Here is a 17,116-nt window from a genome sequence, read left to right as displayed (position 1 = left end):
GGACGCACCGGGGGGTACGGATAGGTTGGACCCGTGCCTCTGGTCGCCGCCGCCGTGTGCCCCCATCCGCCCCTGATCGTGCCCGAACTGGCCGGCGCCGCCGCCGGTGAGCTGGACGACCTCCGCGCCGCGGCCGACGGCGCCCTGGCCCGGCTGCTCGCCGCCGCTCCCGAGGTGATCCTGCTGGTGGGCGGCGGGCCGGAGAGCAGGGTCTTCGGCTCCGCCGACTCGGGGTCGCTGCGCGGCTACGGCCTCGACCGGCCGGTGCGGTTGTGGAAGACGGCCTGCTCCGGGGCGGAGGTCCTGCCGTTGAGCCTCACCGTCGGCGCGTGGCTGGTCGGCCGGACCGGCACCGAGCTGCCCCGGCTGGCCCGGTCCGTCGCCGAGGGCGCGACGCCGGCGGAGTGCGCCGAGCTCGGGGCGGCCCTCGCCGGCGAGACCGAGCGGCGTGCCGCGGTGTTGGTGCTGGGGGACGGGTCGGCGTGCCGGGGCACCGGGGCGCCCGGCTACGACGACCCGCGCGCCGAGGCGTACGACGACGGGGTGGCCCGGGCCCTGGCCGGCGCGGACGCCGCGGCCCTGCTCGGCCTGGATCCGGTACGGTCCGCGGAGCTGAAGGTCGCCGGGCGGGCGCCCTGGCAGGTGCTGGCCGGCGCGGTCCGCGGGGCCGGCGGCGACTGGCGCGGTGACCTGGGCTACTACCGGGCCCCCTACGGGGTCTCCTACTTCGTGGCGAACTGGGACCGGGAGCAGCGGTGACCGGCCCGGTGGTGGCCGTGGTCGGTCCGACCGCGGCCGGGAAGTCGGCGCTGAGCATCGCTCTCGCGCACGCCCTCGACGGCGAGGTGGTCAACGCCGACTCGATGCAGCTCTATCGGGGCATGGACATCGGCACCGCCAAGCTGACCCTGGCCGAGCGCGACGGCGTGCCGCACCACCTGCTCGACATCTGGGAGGTGACCGAGCCGGCCAGCGTCGCCGAGTATCAGCGGCTGGCCCGCGCCGCGGTCGACGACATCCTGGCCCGGGGGAAGGTGCCGCTGCTGGTCGGCGGCTCCGGCCTGTACGTGCGGGCGGTGCTGGAGCAGTTCGAGTTCCCCGGCACCGACCCGGCGGTGCGGGAGCGGCTGGAGGCCGAGCTGGTGGTGGCCGGCCCGGCCCCGCTCTACGCCCGGCTGCAGGCGGCCGACCCGGTGGCGGCGGCCGGCATCCTGCCGACCAACGGGCGGCGGATCGTCCGGGCACTCGAAGTGATCGAGTTGACGGGGGCGCCGTTCACCGCCTCGCTGCCCGAGCCCACGCCGTACTACCCGTCGGTGCAACTCGGCGTGGACCTGGACACCGCGCTGCTGGACGAGCGGATCGCGTTGCGGGTCGACCGGATGTGGGCCGACGGGCTGGTGGCCGAGACGCAGACGCTGGTCGGCCGCGGCCTGCCCGAGGGGCGTACGGCCAGCCGGGCCCTCGGCTACCAGCAGGTGCTGCGGTTCCTGGCCGGGGAGCTGACCGAGGCCGAGGCGCACGCCGAGACGATCCGGGCCACCCGCCGGTTCGTCCGGCGGCAGCGGTCCTGGTTCCGGCGCGACCCGCGGATCCACTGGCTGGACTCGGCCTCGCCTTCGTTTCTCGACACTGCGCTGCGGGTGGTCGCCGAGCATCGGCAATGATGGGGGCGTGGAGTTCACCAAGGGCCACGGCACCGGCAACGACTTCGTCATCCTGCCCGACCCGGACGGGGCGCTCGACCTGACGCCGGGCCTGGTCGCCGCGCTCTGCGACCGGCGGCGCGGGATCGGCGGGGACGGCGTGCTGCGGGTGGTGCGGGCCGCCAAGCACCCGGAGGGCGCGGCCCTGGCCGGTGACGCCGAGTGGTTCATGGACTACTGGAACTCCGACGGCTCGTTCGCGGAGATGTGCGGCAACGGCGCCCGGGTCTTCGTGCGCTACCTGCTGGAGACCGGGCTGGCCACCCCGTCGGGTGCGGCGCTGCCGGTGGCCACCCGGGCCGGCGTCGTGCACGCGCGGGTCGAGGGGGAGGCCATCGCCGTCGAGATGCCCCGCCCCCGGGTGTACGACACCTCCACCGCCGCCCTGGGCGGACTGACCCTGACCGGCGCGGCGGTGGACGTGGGCAACCCGCACCTGGTCTGCGCCCTGCCCGCCGCCCTGGAGCTGGCCGGCCTGGATCTCACCCGGGCGCCCGACGTGGATCCGGCGGTCTTCCCCGCCGGGGTGAACGTCGAGTTCACCGCCCCCGGCGAGCCGGTCGCCGGCACCGACGGGCACGTGCGGATGCGGGTCTACGAGCGGGGCTCCGCCGAGACGCTCTCCTGCGGCACCGGAGCCTGTGCCGTGGCGGCGGTGGCCCTGCGGGACGCCGGCCGGGACACCGGCACCATGGCCGTGGACGTCCCCGGTGGCCGCCTCACGGTGACCGTGACCGACGACTCCTGCTGGCTCTCCGGCCCCGCCGTGCTCGTCGCCACCGGCACTGTCACCCTCTCCACCCTGCTCCCCTGACCGCCCCCGCCTCGCCCCACCGCCCAGGTCGGGTTGATCAAGAAGTTTGCGTCCCGATCCCGCGCCCTGACGACCCAAACCCCTTGGTCAACACGGCCGCAGTCGACGATCATGAGGTTGGCTGAGGGTTTTGTCCGGATTGGTGCGGCCAAGGTCATGATCGGCGGCCGGTGGCGCGTCTTGGGTGCGTTGGTTGTCGCGTAGCGGCAACCAACGCACCCAAGAGGGCGGGTCGGTCAGGGGATGGCGCTGGCCTCGGCGGCGATCTCGGGGAGGTCGGCGGGACCCGGGTCGGCGGCCGGGGGCGGCGTGGCGCCCGGGTTCTGCGCGGCGGCGCGGACGGCTGCCGCCACGGCCGGGGCGACGCGGGCGTCGAAGACGCTCGGCACGATCACCGTCGGGTTGATCTTGTCCTCGCCGACCACGTCCGCGATGGCCCGGGCCGCCGCGATCGCCATCTCCTCGGTGAACTCCTCCGCGTGCGCGTCCAGCATGCCGCGGAAGACGCCCGGGAAGGCGAGCACGTTGTTGATCTGGTTCGGCTGGTCGGAGCGACCGGTGGCGACCACCGCGGCGTACTTGCGCGCCTCCCGCGGGTCCACCTCCGGGTCCGGGTTGGCCAGCGCGAAGACGATGGCGTCCTTGGCCATGGTGGCGATGTCGTCGCCGGTGAGCAGGTTCGGCGCGCTCACCCCGATGAACACGTCCGCGCCCTCGACCGCCCCGCGCAGGTCGCCCGCGTAGTTGTCCTTGTTGGTGTGCTCGGCCAGCCACTGCCAGGCCGGGTTGAGGTCGGCCAGCCCGCGGTGCAGGGCGCCCTGGCGGTCGTACGCGATGATGTCGCCCACCCCCTGCCGGAGCAGCAGCTTCATGATCGCCGTGCCGGCCGCGCCGGCGCCGGAGACGACCACCCGGACGTCCGCGAGCTGCTTGCCCACGACGCGCAGCGCGTTGGTCAGCGCGGCGAGCACGCAGATCGCGGTGCCGTGCTGGTCGTCGTGGAAGACCGGGATGTCCAGCGCCTCGCGCAGCCGGGCCTCGATCTCGAAGCAGCGCGGCGCGGCGATGTCCTCCAGGTTGATCCCGCCGTACGCGGGCGCGATCGCCTTGACGATCGCCACGATCTCGTCGGTGTCCTGGGTGTCCAGGACCACCGGCCAGGCGTCCACCCCGCCGAAGCGCTTGAACAGCGCCGCCTTGCCCTCCATCACCGGCAGCGAGGCGGCCGGCCCGAGGTTGCCCAGGCCGAGCACGGCCGAGCCGTCGCTGACCACGGCGACCGTGTTGCGCTTGATGGTGAGCCGGCGGGCGTCGGCCGGGTTCTCGGCGATCGCCTGGCAGACCCGGGCCACCCCCGGGGTGTACGCGCGGGACAGCTCGTCGCGGGTGCGCAGCGCCACCTTCGAGCTGACCTCGATCTTGCCGCCGAGGTGCAGCAGGAACGTCCGGTCGGAGACCTTGCGGACATCCACCCCCTCCAGTGCGGTCAGCGCCTCGACCACCTGGTCGGCGTGGTTGGCGTCGGCGGTGTCGCAGGTGAGGTCGACGATCACGTGCGCCGGGTCGGAGTCGACCACGTCGAGCGCGGTGACGATGGCGCCGGCCTCGCCCGCCGCGGTGGTCAATCGGCCGATGGAGGAGGCGTCGGCGGGTACCGCGATCCGGATCGTTATCGAGAATCCGGCACTCGGCAGTCGGCTGATGGCCACGAAAACTCCTCCGTCATCACTGCGGTTCGCCAGGCATTTCTACTCGCTCGTCGAGTTTGCCCGGCAGCCGGCCCCGCTACTGGTGGGTACGGCCACGGGCATATAGCAGGTGCATCCGGCGTTGCCACATGTCAGGATTGCTCGTACGCGCCGAAAATCCCTCGGCAGCGGACAGAACGGACAGGAGACGCAGTTTGCGAGACCAGGAGACCTACGTACCCTTCGAGGACGACGAGCTCGACGCCACCACCGGCGAGTACGAGCTGTCGGAGCGGCAGGCGCTGCGGCGGGTCCCCGGCCTCTCCACCGAGCTCACCGACATCACCGAGGTCGAATACCGCCAGCTGCGGCTGGAGCGGGTCGTCCTGGTGGGCGTCTGGACCGAGGGGACCCAGGAGGACGCGGAGAACAGCCTCACCGAGCTGGCGGCGCTGGCCGAGACGGCCGGCTCGCAGGTCCTCGAGGGGCTGATCCAGCGCCGCAACCGGCCCGACCCGGCCACGTACGTCGGTCGGGGCAAGGTCGACGACCTGGGCGCGGTGGTGCTCTCCACCGGCGCCGACACGGTGATCTGCGACGGTGAGCTGTCCCCGTCGCAGCTGCGCAACCTGGAGCAGCGCACCAAGGTCAAGGTGGTCGACCGGACGGCGCTGATCCTCGACATCTTCGCCCAGCACGCCAAGAGCCGCGAAGGTAAGGCCCAGGTCGAGCTGGCCCAGCTCGAATACCTGCTGCCGCGACTGCGCGGTTGGGGTGAGACGCTCTCCCGGCAGACCGGTGGTAGCGGCCGCGGTGGCGGCGCCGGCGGTGGCGTGGGCCTGCGCGGCCCCGGTGAGACCAAGCTCGAGACCGACCGGCGCCGGATCCGGCACCGGATCGCCCGGCTGCGCCGCGAGATCAAGAGCATGACCACGGTACGCCAGACCAAGCGCGCCCGCCGGACGCGCAACGCGGTGCCCGCCGTGGCCATCGCCGGCTACACCAACGCCGGCAAGTCCAGCCTGCTCAACCGGCTCACGGGCGCGGGCGTGCTGGTGGAGAACGCACTGTTCGCCACCCTGGACCCGACCACCCGCCGGGCCACCACCTCCGACGGCCGGCTCTACACCCTCTCCGACACCGTCGGGTTCGTCCGGCACCTGCCGCACCAGATCGTCGAGGCGTTCCGCTCGACGCTGGAGGAGGTCGCCGACGCCGACCTGGTGGTGCACGTGGTCGACGGCACCCACCCGAACCCGGAGGAGCAGGTGCGGGCGGTCCGCGAGGTGCTCGCCGAGGTGGGCGCCGACCGGCTGCCCGAGCTGCTGGTGGTCAACAAGACCGACGCGGCCGACGAGGAGACCCTGCTGCGGCTCAAGCGGATCTGGCCCGAGGCGGTCCTCGTCTCCGCGCACACCGGGGGCGGGATCGAGGGGCTGCGCGAGACGATCGAGCAGCGGCTGCCGCGCCCGGCGGTCGAGGTCCGCGCGGTGCTCCCGTACGACCGGGGTGACCTGGTGGCCCGGCTGCACCGGCAGGGCGAGGTGCTGAGCACCTCCCACCTGCCCGAGGGCACGCTGCTGCACGTACGGGTCAACGAGGCGCTCGCCGCCGAACTGGCGCCGTACCGGGCGGGGGAGCGGCTCGCCAGCGGAGAGCGGGTCGGCGTCGGCCGGTGAGCCGTCCGGCGTCACCCGCCCGTAACCCGAGGCGTGCGACACTTGGCGCCATGCGGCATGCTGTCTCCTCGGTCACGATCGCGCTCGGCCTGGTCGGCGCGGTCGTGGCGCCGACCGGGGTCGCCCTGGCGGCTCCCGTCACGGCCTCCGCGCTGGCCGCGGCTCCCAAGAAGAAGTGCACGATCGAGGACAAGCGGCTGCGTGAGCTGTCCGGCCTCGTCGCCACCACCAGCGGCTACGTGGTGATCAACGACGGCAGCGAGCAGGACAGCCTCAAGAAGGTCTTCTACCTCGACGCCAAGTGCAAGATCGCGAAGGAGCCGGTCCGCTACTCGGGCGACGGGCCGTTCGACACCGAGGACCTCGCGCTCGGGCCGGACGGCAAGACCCTCTGGATCGCCGACACCGGCGACAACGTCACCAGCAAGACCCGCCGGGAGCGGGTCGCCGTCTGGACCATGCCGCTCGACGGGTCCAAGAGGCCGGTCCTGCACCGCCTGTCCTACCCGGGTAACGAGCCGCACGACGCCGAGGCGCTGCTGATCGGTGACGACAACCTGCCGTTGATCATTACCAAGGACACCTCGGGCAAGTCGGAGATCTTCACGCCGGAGGCGAAGCTCAAGAGCGGCGACACCGACCCGGTGCCGATGAAGAAGGTCGGCGAGGTGACCCTGCCCACGACTAACACTGAGAACAAGTATGGCCGCGCGGGCCGGTTGCTGGTCACCGGTGCCGCCCGCTCGGCCGACGGCACCAAGGTCGTCCTGCGCACCTACGCGGACGCCTTCGAGTTCGACGTGGCCGGCGGCGACATCGTCAAGGCGATCACCACCGGCAAGCCCCGGGTCACCCCGCTCGCCGACCCGTTCGGCGAGGCCATCTCCTACACCCCGGACGGCAAGCTCTTCGTCACCGTCTCCGACGCCGGCCTCCTCGACGCCTCCGATCCGGTCGACATCCTCAGCTACACCCCGTCGATTAAGGGCGTGGAGGCGCTGCCGAACCCTGGCAAGGAGGTGACCAAGGCGACCGCCGAGAAGTCCTGGCTCGACGGGCTGACGCTTGACCAGATCACCTACCTGATCGCCGCGGTCGGCGTGATCGGCGCGCTGATGGTCGGCGCCGGCATCGTCGGCATCCTGCGCGCCCGCCGTAAGCCCGCGAAGGCCGAGGAGCCGGCCGAAGAACGCGGCGACGAGTCCTTCCCGCCCGGCAACCGGCCGGACAGCGCGCCGCGCGGCGGCGGGGTCTACGGCGGGGGCGCCAGCGGCGGGGTCTACGGCGGCGGTGGCGGCCACGGCGGTGGCGGTGGTGTCTACGGCGGCGGTCCGGGGAACGGCGCTCCGGGCCGACCGGCGGGCGGCGGCGTGTACGGCGGTGGCCGGCCCCAGGAGGGCGGCGGCGGTCGTGGTGGCGGCGTCTACGGCGGGGGCCAGCGGGGCGGTGGCCGCCCGCAGGGTGGCAGCGCCTACGGTGGCGGCCCGCAGCAGGGCGGTGGCGGGTACGGCCGCCCGCCGCAGGGACGCGGCGGCCACGGCGGCGGACCCCAGGGCGGGGGCGGGTATGGCGGCGGCCGTGCCGAGCCGCCCCGAGGCGAGCCGGACTACCGGGACCCGCGCAACGGCCGGGGCCACGGCGGCTACGACGAGCGGGGCCAGTACGGGCCGGTGTCCGGCGGCGGCCGGGAGTATCGGGGCGACCGCTACTGATGTGGCACGGGTGACCGCCGCGGTGGCGGTCACCCGTTCGGAGGTCAGATCCGGCGCAGCACGGCGACCACGCGACCCATGATGGTGGCGTCGTCGCCCGGGATCGGGTCGAAGGCCGGGTTCTGCGGCATCAGCCAGACGTGCCCGTCGCGGCGCCGGTAGGTCTTCACCGTCGCCTCGCCGTCGAGCATGGCCGCCACGATGTCGCCGGCCTCGGCGTTCGGCTGCTGCCGGACGACCACCCAGTCGCCGTCGCAGATCGCGGCGTCGAGCATCGAGTCGCCCTTGACCTGGAGCATGAAGACCTCGCCCTCGCCCACCAGCTCGCGGGGGAGGGGGAAGATGTCCTCCACCGCCTGCTCGGCGAGGATCGGGCCACCGGCGGCGATCCGGCCCAGCATCGGCACGTACGCCGGGGCGGGCCGCTGCGCGCGGGCGGTCTCGTCGTCGAGCACGTCACCGGGGGCGCGGACGTCCACCGCGCGCGGCCGGTTCGGGTCGCGGCGCAGGAAGCCCTTCTTCTCCAGCTCCTTGAGCTGGTAGGCGACGCTGGACGGCGAGACCAGGCCGACCGCCTCGCCGATCTCGCGCACGCTCGGCGGGTAGCCGTGGCGCTCCACCCAGGTGCGGATGAACTCCAGGATCCGGCGCTGCCGGGCGGTCAGGTCGACCGTGGTCGGGTCGGGGAAGGTGCTGACCACCGGCGTGACCGGACGCACGGCGGGCTGGGCGGCCCGGGTGCGCGCGGTGCGGGGTCGACGGGTCGCCGGCGGACCCGCCCCGTCGATCGGCTGCGGGTTCTTCTGCCGGCTGGCCCGGTCCTCGGTCACGTCCGTCCTCCCTGGTCGGCGCTGGGTGCCTTGGCGGCTCGTGGTGCGTACTCGGGTGGTGCTGGTGCTGGCGACCGGCTCGACGCGACACGCCGTGTCCGGTCGTTGTTGACCGTATAGGTGAGATCAGCCATTTTCAAACATCTGTACGACCTGTTGTCGGCGTGTCGTGGCGAAATCCTGGATTTCCGAACGCCTGTTCTGGTAAATGGTACGTCGCTGTCGAACGCGTGTTCCAATGAACGCGACGGTTCAGGGCCGGGCGGTAACCCTCCGAGGTGTCGGCCGTTGGGCTTTCGGCGACCTGGGAAGGGTGGGGCGGGTGAGTGATTCTGATGACGCGCGCGACACGCGCGCCAACTTGACCTCGCTAGGGCGACGGCATACGGTCGACCCCTAGATGTAGTAGTCACACGGGCGTAAGTCGCCTACAGGTTGGGTTCAACTACCGAACGCACTCCCGTACCGTCAACCCGGCGTCAGCCATCCGACATGGCTTCGTCGCGGTGACGCGTGCCCGGAGCCGGTCGGGGTGCCCGCGGTCGATGAAGGAGGTCAGGCGATGCGGTGTCCGTACTGCCGGCACGCCGACTCTCGGGTGGTCGACTCGCGGGAGGCCGACGACGGCCAGCTCATCCGGCGGCGGCGGTCCTGCCCGGAGTGCGGCAAGCGGTTCACCACCGTCGAGGAGGCGGTGCTCGCGGTGGTCAAGCGCAGTGGGGTGACCGAGCCGTTCAGCCGCACCAAGATCATCGGCGGGGTGCGCAAGGCGTGCCAGGGCCGGCCGGTCGACGACGACTCCATCGCGCTGCTGGCGCAGAAGGTCGAGGAGACCGTGCGGGCCAAGGGGGCCGCCGAGCTCCCCAGCCACGAGGTGGGGCTGGCCATCCTGGGGCCGCTGCGCGACCTGGACGAGGTGGCCTACCTGCGGTTCGCCAGCGTCTACCGGTCGTTCGACTCGCTCGCCGACTTCGAGCGCGAGATCGAGACGCTGCGCGCGGCCGCGCGGGCCCGGGCCGGCGACGAGCCGGTCGAGGCCGCCGGCCTGACCAGCTGAAGTCTTTCGGATTACTGACAGATTTGGAACGCGCGGTGGGTGACCGCGCGCAGACGAGGGGGGCGGCGTGACGACCAGCAAGTCACGGAACAAGGCCGGGACAGGGCTGAAGATCGAGCGCGTCTGGACGACCGAGGGGGTGCATCCCTACGACGAGGTCACCTGGGAGCGCCGCGACGTCGTGATGACGAACTGGCGGGATGGCTCGATCAACTTCGAGCAGCGCGGGGTGGAGTACCCGGAGTCCTGGTCCGTCAACGCGGCCAACATCGTGACCACCAAGTACTTCCGGGGCGCGGTGGGGACCCCGGAGCGCGAGTGGTCGCTCAAGCAGCTGATCGACCGGGTGGTCGGCACCTACCGCACCGCCGGTGAGGAGTACGGCTACTTCGCCACTCCGGCCGACGCGGAGGTCTTCGCGCACGAACTGACCTGGATGCTGCTGCACCAGGTGTTCAGCTTCAACTCGCCGGTCTGGTTCAACGTGGGCACGCCGTCGCCGCAGCAGGTCAGCGCGTGCTTCATCCTGGCCGTCGACGACTCGATGGACTCCATCCTCGACTGGTACAAGGAGGAGGGGCTGATCTTCAAGGGCGGCTCCGGCTCCGGCGTGAACCTGTCCCGGATCCGCTCCTCCAGGGAACTGCTCTCCTCCGGCGGCACCGCCTCCGGCCCGGTTAGCTTCATGCGCGGCGCGGACGCGTCCGCGGGGACCATAAAGTCCGGCGGCGCCACCCGGCGCGCGGCCAAGATGGTCATCCTCGACGTGGACCACCCGGACATCGAGGAGTTCGTGGTCACCAAGGCGCGCGAGGAGGACAAGATCCGCGCGCTGCGGGACGCCGGCTTCGACATGGACCTGGGCGGCGCCGACATCGTCAGCGTGCAGTACCAGAACGCCAACAACTCGGTCCGGGTCTCCGACGAGTTCATGACCGCGGTGGAGAACGGCGGCGGCTTCGACCTGCGCGGCCGGCTCGACGGGCAGACCATCGAGACGATCGACGCCAAGAAGCTGTTCCGGACCATCTCACAGGCCGCCTGGGAGTGCGCCGACCCCGGCCTGCAGTACGACGACACCATCAACGACTGGCACACCTGCCCGGAGACCGGGCGGATCACCGCGTCGAATCCGTGCTCGGAATACCTGCACCTGGACAACTCCTCGTGCAACCTGGCCTCGCTGAACCTGATGAAGTTCATGCGCGCCGACGGCAGCTTCGAGGTGGCGAAGTTCGTCAAGTCGGTCGAGCTGGTTATCACCGCGATGGACATCTCGATCTGCTTCGCCGACTTCCCGACCGAGAAGATCGGCGAGACCACCCGCGCCTACCGGCAGCTCGGCATCGGATACGCCAACCTGGGCGCGCTGCTGATGGCCTCCGGCCTGCCGTACGACTCGGCGCAGGGCCGGGAGGTCGCCGCGGCGATCACCTCGCTGATGACCGGCACGGCGTACCGCCGCTCGGCCGAGCTGGCCGGCATCGTCGGCGCGTACGACGGCTACGCCCGCAACGCCGAGGCGCACAAGCGGGTCATGCGCAAGCACGCCGCCGCCAACGACGCGATCAAGCCGGCCGGCACGGTCGCCACCGCCATCCAGCGGGAGGCCACGAAGCAGTGGACCCTGGGCAACAAGGTCGGTGACAAGAACGGCTGGCGGAACTCGCAGGCCAGCGTGCTCGCCCCGACCGGCACCATCGGTCTGATGATGGACTGCGACACCACCGGTGTCGAGCCGGACCTGGCCCTGGTCAAGTTCAAGAAGCTGGTCGGCGGCGGCTCGATGCAGATCGTCAACCAGACCGTGCCGCGCGCCCTGCGCAGCCTCGGCTACCCCGAGGAGCAGGTCGAGGCGATCGTCGAGCACATCGCCGACCACGGCCACGTGGTCGACGCCCCCGGCCTCAAGCCGGAGCACTACCCGGTCTTCGACTGCGCCATGGGCGAGCGGTCCATCGCGCCGATGGGCCACGTGCGGATGATGGCGGCCGTCCAGCCGTTCATCTCCGGGGCCATCTCCAAGACGGTCAACATGCCGGAGCAGGCGACCGTCGAGGACGTCGAGAAGATCTACTTCGAGGGCTGGAAGCTCGGCCTCAAGGCGCTGGCGATCTACCGGGACAACTGCAAGGTGGGCCAGCCGCTGTCGGCCGCCAAGCCGAACAAGGCCGCCGCGTCGACCGAGGCCCCGGCCCAGGTCGAAAAGGTGGTGGAGAAGGTCGTCGAGTACCGGCCGGTGCGCAAGCGGCTGCCGAAGAAGCGCCCGTCGGAGACCATCTCCTTCTCGGTCGGCGGCGCCGAGGGCTACCTCACCGCCTCGTCGTACCCCGATGACGGCCTCGGCGAGGTCTTCCTCAAGATGTCGAAGCAGGGCTCGACCCTGGCCGGCGTGATGGACGCCTTCTCGGTGGCCATCTCCATCGGTCTCCAGTACGGCGTCCCGCTGGAGACGTACGTCAGCAAGTTCACCAACATGCGCTTCGAGCCGGCCGGCATGACCGACGACCCGGACGTGCGGATGGCGGCCTCGGTGATGGACTACATCTTCCGTCGCCTGGCCCTGGACTTCCTGCCGTACGAGCGCCGCGCGGAGCTGGGCATCTTCACCGCCAAGGAGCGGGCCGCCCAGCTCCAGGCCGAGGCGGAGGCGGAGGCGAACGGTGCGGACCTCACCGCGATGGCCGCCTCCGCCCCGGTCGAGGCGCCGGAGCCGAAGGCGGTCGTCCAGCCGAAGCAGGAGGTCGCGGAGGTCGCCGCCGTCAAGCCGGCGCCGTCGGTGGGCTCCAGCACCGAGCTGCTGGAGGCCGTGATCGGCAAGGCCGCCGACGCGCCGCTCTGCTTCACCTGCGGTACGAAGATGCGGCCGGCCGGTAGCTGCTACGTCTGCGAGGGCTGCGGCTCCACCAGCGGCTGCAGCTGACGTTTCACCGTCTCGCGAGCGCGGCAGGGCTGCCTGCCGCGCTCGCGGCGTTTCTGGTTGGGCGTCGGGCGCCACGGCCCCACGCGTGCCGGGCAGCCTGACCGATGGTGGTTCGCACGCTATGGACCTGACGTCGCAAACGATTCAGCTGCGGCTCCAGCTGCTCCCGGCGTCACCCCGACTTCGACCAGGAAGTCTGGGATGCGATGGTCCGCCAGCACCAGAGCCAGCACCTGGCGGAGATCTCGCGGCGGCGTAGGTCCCGCCAGCCGAGCGAGGGTGCTGGATGATGGCGACGCTCACACCGACACAGGGCAGGTTGCGGCGCGGAAGCTCCATAGACTGCCGTCATGGTGACGTCACCGCCCGTCGTCGAGGAGTTCGGCCGGGAACTCGCGGCACTCGGCTGGGTCGGCGGGCTCCTGGTCGCCGGATCGCTGGCGACCGGCGACTACCTACCCCGGGTCAGCGACCTCGACCTGGTCGCCCTGGTCGACGGCCCGGTCGACGCGGCCCGGCAGGCCACGCTCGCCGATCTGCACCGGCGCCTCGACGCCGGCACCGGCTCAGGGCTGCACCTCGGCTGCGTCTACGTCGACACCGCGTTGGCGCTCGACGTCGGGGTGCGGCATCCGACCTGGACCCACGGGCAGCTTGTCCAGCGCATCCTCTCCGGGATCACCCGGGCCGAGCTGGTGCGACACGGGTACCCGATCTTCGGCCCCGTGCCCCGCGACGTCTTCCCGCCGATGAGCGCCGACGACGTGCGCGCGGCGGCCCGTGCCGAGCTCACCGGCTACTGGGCCTGGGCCGCCCGGCGTCCGTGGCTGTGGTGGGATCCCGTCATCGCCGACCTCGGTCTCACCTCGATGGCCCGGGGGCGCCACGCGCTCGGCGCCGGCGAACTGCTCACCAAGTCCGGAGCCGTCCAGCAGGCCGCCGCCCCGGCCTGGCTGATCGACCAGCTCGCCGCCCGGCGTCGCGGGGAGAGCGTCTCCTCGCCCCGGCTCCGCACCGCCCTGATCGCCTGGCGGGACGCCCGGCGGACCGTCGCCCGGGCACGAAGGGAGGGGCAATGACCACCGCGGCCACCTACGCGAGGTTCGGCGCCCGCGAGGCGCACGGTTTGTCACCCGCGTACGAGCGGCTGGCCCTGGCGGTGTCCCAGGACGGTGAGTTGCTCGCCCTGCTGGAGGCGCTCCCACCCGCCAAGCGGCAGCCGAACCTGCTGTTCGCCGTGGTCCGCCTCCTCGGCGGGCCGGTCGAGGATCCGGCCGCGTTCCACGCCTACACGTTGGCGAACTGGCCGGCGATCGAGGCGGAGCTGCGTGCCCGGTCGACCCAGACGAACGAGGCCGGACGGTGCGCCGTACTGCTGCCGGTGCTCGCCGCGCTGCCGCAGCCGCTCGCGTTGCTGGAGGTCGGCGCGTCCGCCGGCCTGTGCCTCTACCCGGATCGCTACGCCTACCGCTACGGCGAGCACCTGCTCGGCGGGGGCGAGCCGGTCCTCGACTGCGTGGCCACCGGGATGGCGCCGCCGACCCGCCGGCCGGAGGTGGTGTGGCGGGCCGGCCTGGATCTGAACCCGCTCGACGTGACGGACCCGGCGGACGTGGCATGGCTGGACGCGCTCATCTGGCCCGAGCACACCCACCGTCGTACCCGGTTGCGGGCTGCGGCGGCGGTCGCCGCGGCCGACCCGCCGCTGCTCGTCCGGGGCGACCTGGTGGACGACCTGCCGGCCCTGGCCGCGCAGGCACCGGCCGGCGCCACCCTGGTGGTGTTCCACACCTCGGTGCTGTACCTGGTGCCGGAGTCCCGCCGGGCCGCGTTCGCGGAGGTGGTGCGCGCGCTGCCCGGCCACTGGATCGCGAACGAGGCGCCGGACGTGCTGCGCTACGACGCGCTGCCGGCGCCGCCGACCGAGGTGCATCACAACGTGCTCGCGCTGGATGGCAGGCCGCTTGCCTGGACCCGCGGGCACGGCCAGGCGATCACCTGGTTCGGGTAGCGCCTCCGACGCCCGGGCCGGCGGCCGTCGCGTCGCCCGGCGACGAAGACGGCAGCAGCCGTCGCACCAGGTCCGCCACCGACCAGCCGCCGGTGAGGGCCCAGACGGCGATGACCGGGTCGCAGATGGCGCAGCCGTGCGAGGAGCCGGGCAGGAACGGGATGATCGGCGCCCCCTTCAGATGGTGGACGACGTCCCAGGCGGTGTGCAGCAGCCAGCCGATGCCGATCCAGGTCCACGACTGCAGGCCCCGCCAGGCCACGTACGTCATCAGCGCGACGAAGGGGAACTCCCAGACCCCGAGGCCGCCGCCGCTGAGGTACGCCGCCCCGGCCCCACCCACCATGATCGCGTTGACGGTGCGGCGGTGCGGTTCGCGGATGAACGCGTTGAGGCATACGTACAGGAGGCCGATGAGCACTGGCGCGAGGATGGTCATGGTGGCCGATTCTGGGGCTCGGCCGGGGCGCCCGGCAGGGGCCGGCGTGCCAACCGTCGACGGATTCCCGCCAGGATGGACGCATGCATCAGGTGGTGGTCCTCGCCTACGACGGCGTCGTCCCGTTCGACCTGTCCGTGCCGGTCGAGGTGTTCGGCCGGGCGCGCCGGGCGGACGGTAGCCCGGCCTACGGGGTGCGGGTCTGCGCCGGCACGGACGAGGTGCGGGCCGGAGCGGTCAGCCTCCGGGCGCCGCACGATCTGTCCGCGCTGGCCGAGGCCGACACGGTCGTCGTACCGGGGGTGGCCGACCTCGACGCGGCGCTGCCCGCGGCGGTCCTCGACGCGCTCGCCGCCATCCCGGCCCGGCTGGTGTCGATCTGCACCGGCGCCTTCGTGCTGGTCGCCGCGGGGCGGCTGGACGGCCGGCGGGCCACCACGTACTGGGCCGCCGCGGCCGAGTTGGCCCGCCGCCACCCCACCGTCACCGTCGACCCCGACGTGCTGTTCGTCACGGACGGGCCGGTGCTGACGTCGGCCGGCGCGGCGGCCGGGCTCGACCTGTGCCTGCACGTCGTACGCAGCGACCACGGCGCGGCGGTGGCCGCGGACACCGCGCGCAGCTGCGTCATGCCGCTGGAGCGCGCCGGTGGTCAGGCCCAGTTCATCGCGTACGAGCCGCCCGCGCCGGCCGGGCTCAGCCTGCAACCGCTGCTGGTGTGGCTGACCGACAACCTGCACCGCCCGCTCACCCTGGCCGACATCGCCGCGCACGCCGCGATGAGTACGCGCAGCCTCAGCCGGCACTTCCGAGACCAGACCGGCACCACACCCGTGCAGTGGCTCAACCGGCAGCGGATCCGCCGTGCCCAGCAGCTGCTGGAACGCACCGACCAGCCGGTGGAACGGGTCGGCACGCTCGTCGGCTTCGCCTCCCCGACCGCCTTCCGCGAGTGCTTCCGCCAGTTCGTCGGCGTCCCACCCCGCGCCTACCGCGCCGCCTTCCCGCCCGCGCCGCGCGCCGGCCGCTCCTCGCCCTCGTCGGGAGTGAGGGAGGCGAGGCGGGTGGCGAGGTAGGCGTGTTCGGTGTCGTTGTCGACCAGGGCCAGGGCCGTCCGGTACGCCTCCGCCGCCTCCTGATGGCGGTCGAGGCGGCGGAGCAGGTCGGCACGGATCGCCGGCAGGTAGTGGTAGCCGGCCAGCCGGGCGTCCCGCGCCAGCGCGTCGACCTCGACCAGGGCGGCCGCGGGGCCGTCGGCCATCGACACCGCCACGGCCCGGTTGAGCGCCACGACCGGCGACGGCCAGCGCTTCAGCAGCTCGTCGTAGAGGCGTACCACCTGGGGCCAGTCGGTTGCGGCGTAGCTGGGCGCGACGGCGTGCAGTGAGGCGATGGCCGCCTGGAGCGCGTACCGGCCGACGTGGCCGGTCCGGAACGCGCCGAGGACCAGGCGGTTGCCCTCCTCGATGGCGGCCCGGTCCCAGGCGGACCGGTCCTGCTCCGCCAGCACCAGCAGCCGCCCCTCGGCGTCGGTACGGGTGGCCCGCCGGGCGTCGGTGAGCAGCAGCAGCGCGAGCAGCCCGCGTACCTCCGGCTCGTCGGGCATGAGGGCCAGCAGCATGCGGGTCAGGTGCAGCGCCCGGTCCACCAGGTCGGCCCGGACCAGCTCGGTGCCGGAGGGGGCGGTGTGCCCGGCCGTGTAGAGCAGGTGGATGACGGTCAGCGCCGCGTCCAGCCGCTCGGGCAGCTCGGCGGCCTCCGGCACCCGGTAGGGGATCCGGGCGGCGGCGATCTTCTTCTTGGCCCGGGTGACCCGGGCGGCCATGGTCGACTCGGAGACGAGGAACGCCCGGGCGATGTCGCCGGTGCTCACCCCGCAGACCAGGCGCAGGGTCAGCGCGACCTGGGCCTCCCGGGCGAGCGCCGGGTGGCAACAGGTGAAGACCAGCCGTAGCCGGTCGTCGGGCACCGCGTCCTCGCCGGGCTCGTCCGCCACCTCGGCCTCCGCCGGCTCCACCAGCAGCGGCAGCTTGGACCGGAACACCTTCTGCCGCCGCAGCACGTCGAGGGCCCTGCGCTTCGCGGTCGCGGTCAGCCAGGCGCCCGGCTTGTGGGGTACGCCGTCCCGCGCCCAGGCGTCCAGCGCGGCCAGGTACGCGTCCTGCACGCACTCCTCGGCGACGTCGAGGTCACCGGCGACGCGCGCCGTCGCGGCGAGCACGAAGGCCCACTCGCGACGGTGCGCGTCCGCCACGGC

General features: G+C 72.7%; 14 protein-coding genes. 10 read left to right on the top strand and 4 right to left on the bottom strand.

What is annotated here, in order from left to right; genetic code table 11:
- The first annotated feature begins 33 nt into the window (after positions 1-33).
- From ACGF4F_RS21475 to dapF, 3 genes are read left to right on the top strand one after another with little or no spacing between them, the layout of a single operon-like run.
- Complete coding sequence (locus ACGF4F_RS21475; RefSeq protein WP_393079526.1) at positions 34-759, top strand: hypothetical protein; 726 nt, start codon at positions 34-36, stop codon at positions 757-759.
- Positions 738-1,667 (top strand): tRNA (adenosine(37)-N6)-dimethylallyltransferase MiaA, encoded by a 930-nt coding sequence (gene miaA / locus ACGF4F_RS21470; RefSeq protein WP_393079837.1) that lies wholly within the window; start codon positions 738-740, stop codon positions 1,665-1,667. Before ACGF4F_RS21475 ends, miaA begins: the two co-directional genes overlap by 22 nt.
- Before the next feature lie 7 nt (positions 1,668-1,674).
- Positions 1,675-2,520, top strand: a complete 846-nt coding sequence (gene dapF / locus ACGF4F_RS21465; protein WP_393079523.1) for a diaminopimelate epimerase — start codon at positions 1,675-1,677, stop codon at positions 2,518-2,520.
- 236 nt (positions 2,521-2,756) lie between these two features.
- On the opposite strand, the gene ACGF4F_RS21460 is transcribed toward dapF, so the two are convergent.
- The gene (locus ACGF4F_RS21460; protein WP_073832656.1) at positions 2,757-4,229 is read right to left on the bottom strand and encodes an NAD-dependent malic enzyme; all 1,473 of its coding nucleotides are present in this window, start codon (positions 4,227-4,229) and stop codon (positions 2,757-2,759) included.
- A 194-nt stretch (positions 4,230-4,423) separates the two neighbouring features.
- On the opposite strand from ACGF4F_RS21460, the gene hflX reads away from it, so the two are divergent.
- Positions 4,424-5,887: a GTPase HflX gene (gene hflX / locus ACGF4F_RS21455; protein ID WP_393079520.1), complete on the top strand. Its 1,464-nt coding sequence runs from the start codon at positions 4,424-4,426 to the stop codon at positions 5,885-5,887.
- A 50-nt stretch (positions 5,888-5,937) separates the two neighbouring features.
- Positions 5,938-7,599 (top strand): hypothetical protein, encoded by a 1,662-nt coding sequence (locus ACGF4F_RS21450; RefSeq protein ID WP_393079517.1) that lies wholly within the window; start codon positions 5,938-5,940, stop codon positions 7,597-7,599.
- A 44-nt stretch (positions 7,600-7,643) separates the two neighbouring features.
- Here ACGF4F_RS21450 and lexA read toward each other — a convergent pair whose 3' ends face one another.
- A complete protein-coding gene (gene lexA, locus ACGF4F_RS21445) occupies positions 7,644-8,429 on the bottom strand; it encodes a transcriptional repressor LexA (RefSeq protein WP_357433411.1) in 786 nt (261 codons plus the stop codon).
- Between the two features lie 562 nt (positions 8,430-8,991).
- On the opposite strand from lexA, the gene nrdR reads away from it, so the two are divergent.
- The 4 genes from nrdR to ACGF4F_RS21425 all read left to right on the top strand — a co-directional run bounded on the left by nrdR (position 8,992) and on the right by ACGF4F_RS21425 (position 14,420).
- Complete coding sequence (gene nrdR / locus ACGF4F_RS21440) at positions 8,992-9,486, top strand: transcriptional regulator NrdR (RefSeq protein WP_393079514.1); 495 nt, start codon at positions 8,992-8,994, stop codon at positions 9,484-9,486.
- 67 nt (positions 9,487-9,553) lie between these two features.
- Positions 9,554-12,409 carry a vitamin B12-dependent ribonucleotide reductase gene (locus ACGF4F_RS21435; protein WP_393079512.1) on the top strand — a complete coding sequence of 952 codons (2,856 nt, stop codon included), beginning with the start codon at positions 9,554-9,556 and terminating at the stop codon, positions 12,407-12,409.
- A gap of 350 nt (positions 12,410-12,759) precedes the next feature.
- Complete coding sequence (locus ACGF4F_RS21430) at positions 12,760-13,488, top strand: nucleotidyltransferase domain-containing protein (RefSeq protein ID WP_393079509.1); 729 nt, start codon at positions 12,760-12,762, stop codon at positions 13,486-13,488.
- Positions 13,485-14,420, top strand: a complete 936-nt coding sequence (locus ACGF4F_RS21425; RefSeq protein ID WP_393079507.1) for a DUF2332 domain-containing protein — start codon at positions 13,485-13,487, stop codon at positions 14,418-14,420. Before ACGF4F_RS21430 ends, ACGF4F_RS21425 begins: the two co-directional genes overlap by 4 nt.
- Here the strand turns inward: ACGF4F_RS21425 and ACGF4F_RS21420 are convergent.
- On the bottom strand, positions 14,404-14,859 hold the full coding sequence (locus tag ACGF4F_RS21420) for a DUF6010 family protein (RefSeq protein ID WP_393079504.1): 456 nt from the start codon (positions 14,857-14,859) through the stop codon (positions 14,404-14,406). The genes ACGF4F_RS21425 and ACGF4F_RS21420 overlap by 17 nt on opposite strands.
- An 83-nt stretch (positions 14,860-14,942) precedes the next feature.
- On the opposite strand from ACGF4F_RS21420, the gene ACGF4F_RS21415 reads away from it, so the two are divergent.
- Positions 14,943-15,935, top strand: a complete 993-nt coding sequence (locus tag ACGF4F_RS21415; protein WP_393079501.1) for a GlxA family transcriptional regulator — start codon at positions 14,943-14,945, stop codon at positions 15,933-15,935.
- On the opposite strand, the gene ACGF4F_RS21410 is transcribed toward ACGF4F_RS21415, so the two are convergent.
- Positions 15,848-17,080, bottom strand: coding sequence for an RNA polymerase sigma factor (locus ACGF4F_RS21410; RefSeq protein ID WP_393079834.1), 1,233 nt, complete (start codon positions 17,078-17,080; stop codon positions 15,848-15,850). The two genes, ACGF4F_RS21415 and ACGF4F_RS21410, sit on opposite strands and share 88 nt — an antisense overlap.
- Between the last annotated feature and the right edge of the window lie 36 nt (positions 17,081-17,116).

It is taken from the genome of Micromonospora sp. NPDC047740, assembly GCF_043204735.1.
Classification (GTDB): domain Bacteria; phylum Actinomycetota; class Actinomycetes; order Mycobacteriales; family Micromonosporaceae; genus Micromonospora.
Note: the sequence above shows the minus strand (reverse complement) of the source record. Positions and strands in the feature narration are given on the sequence as shown.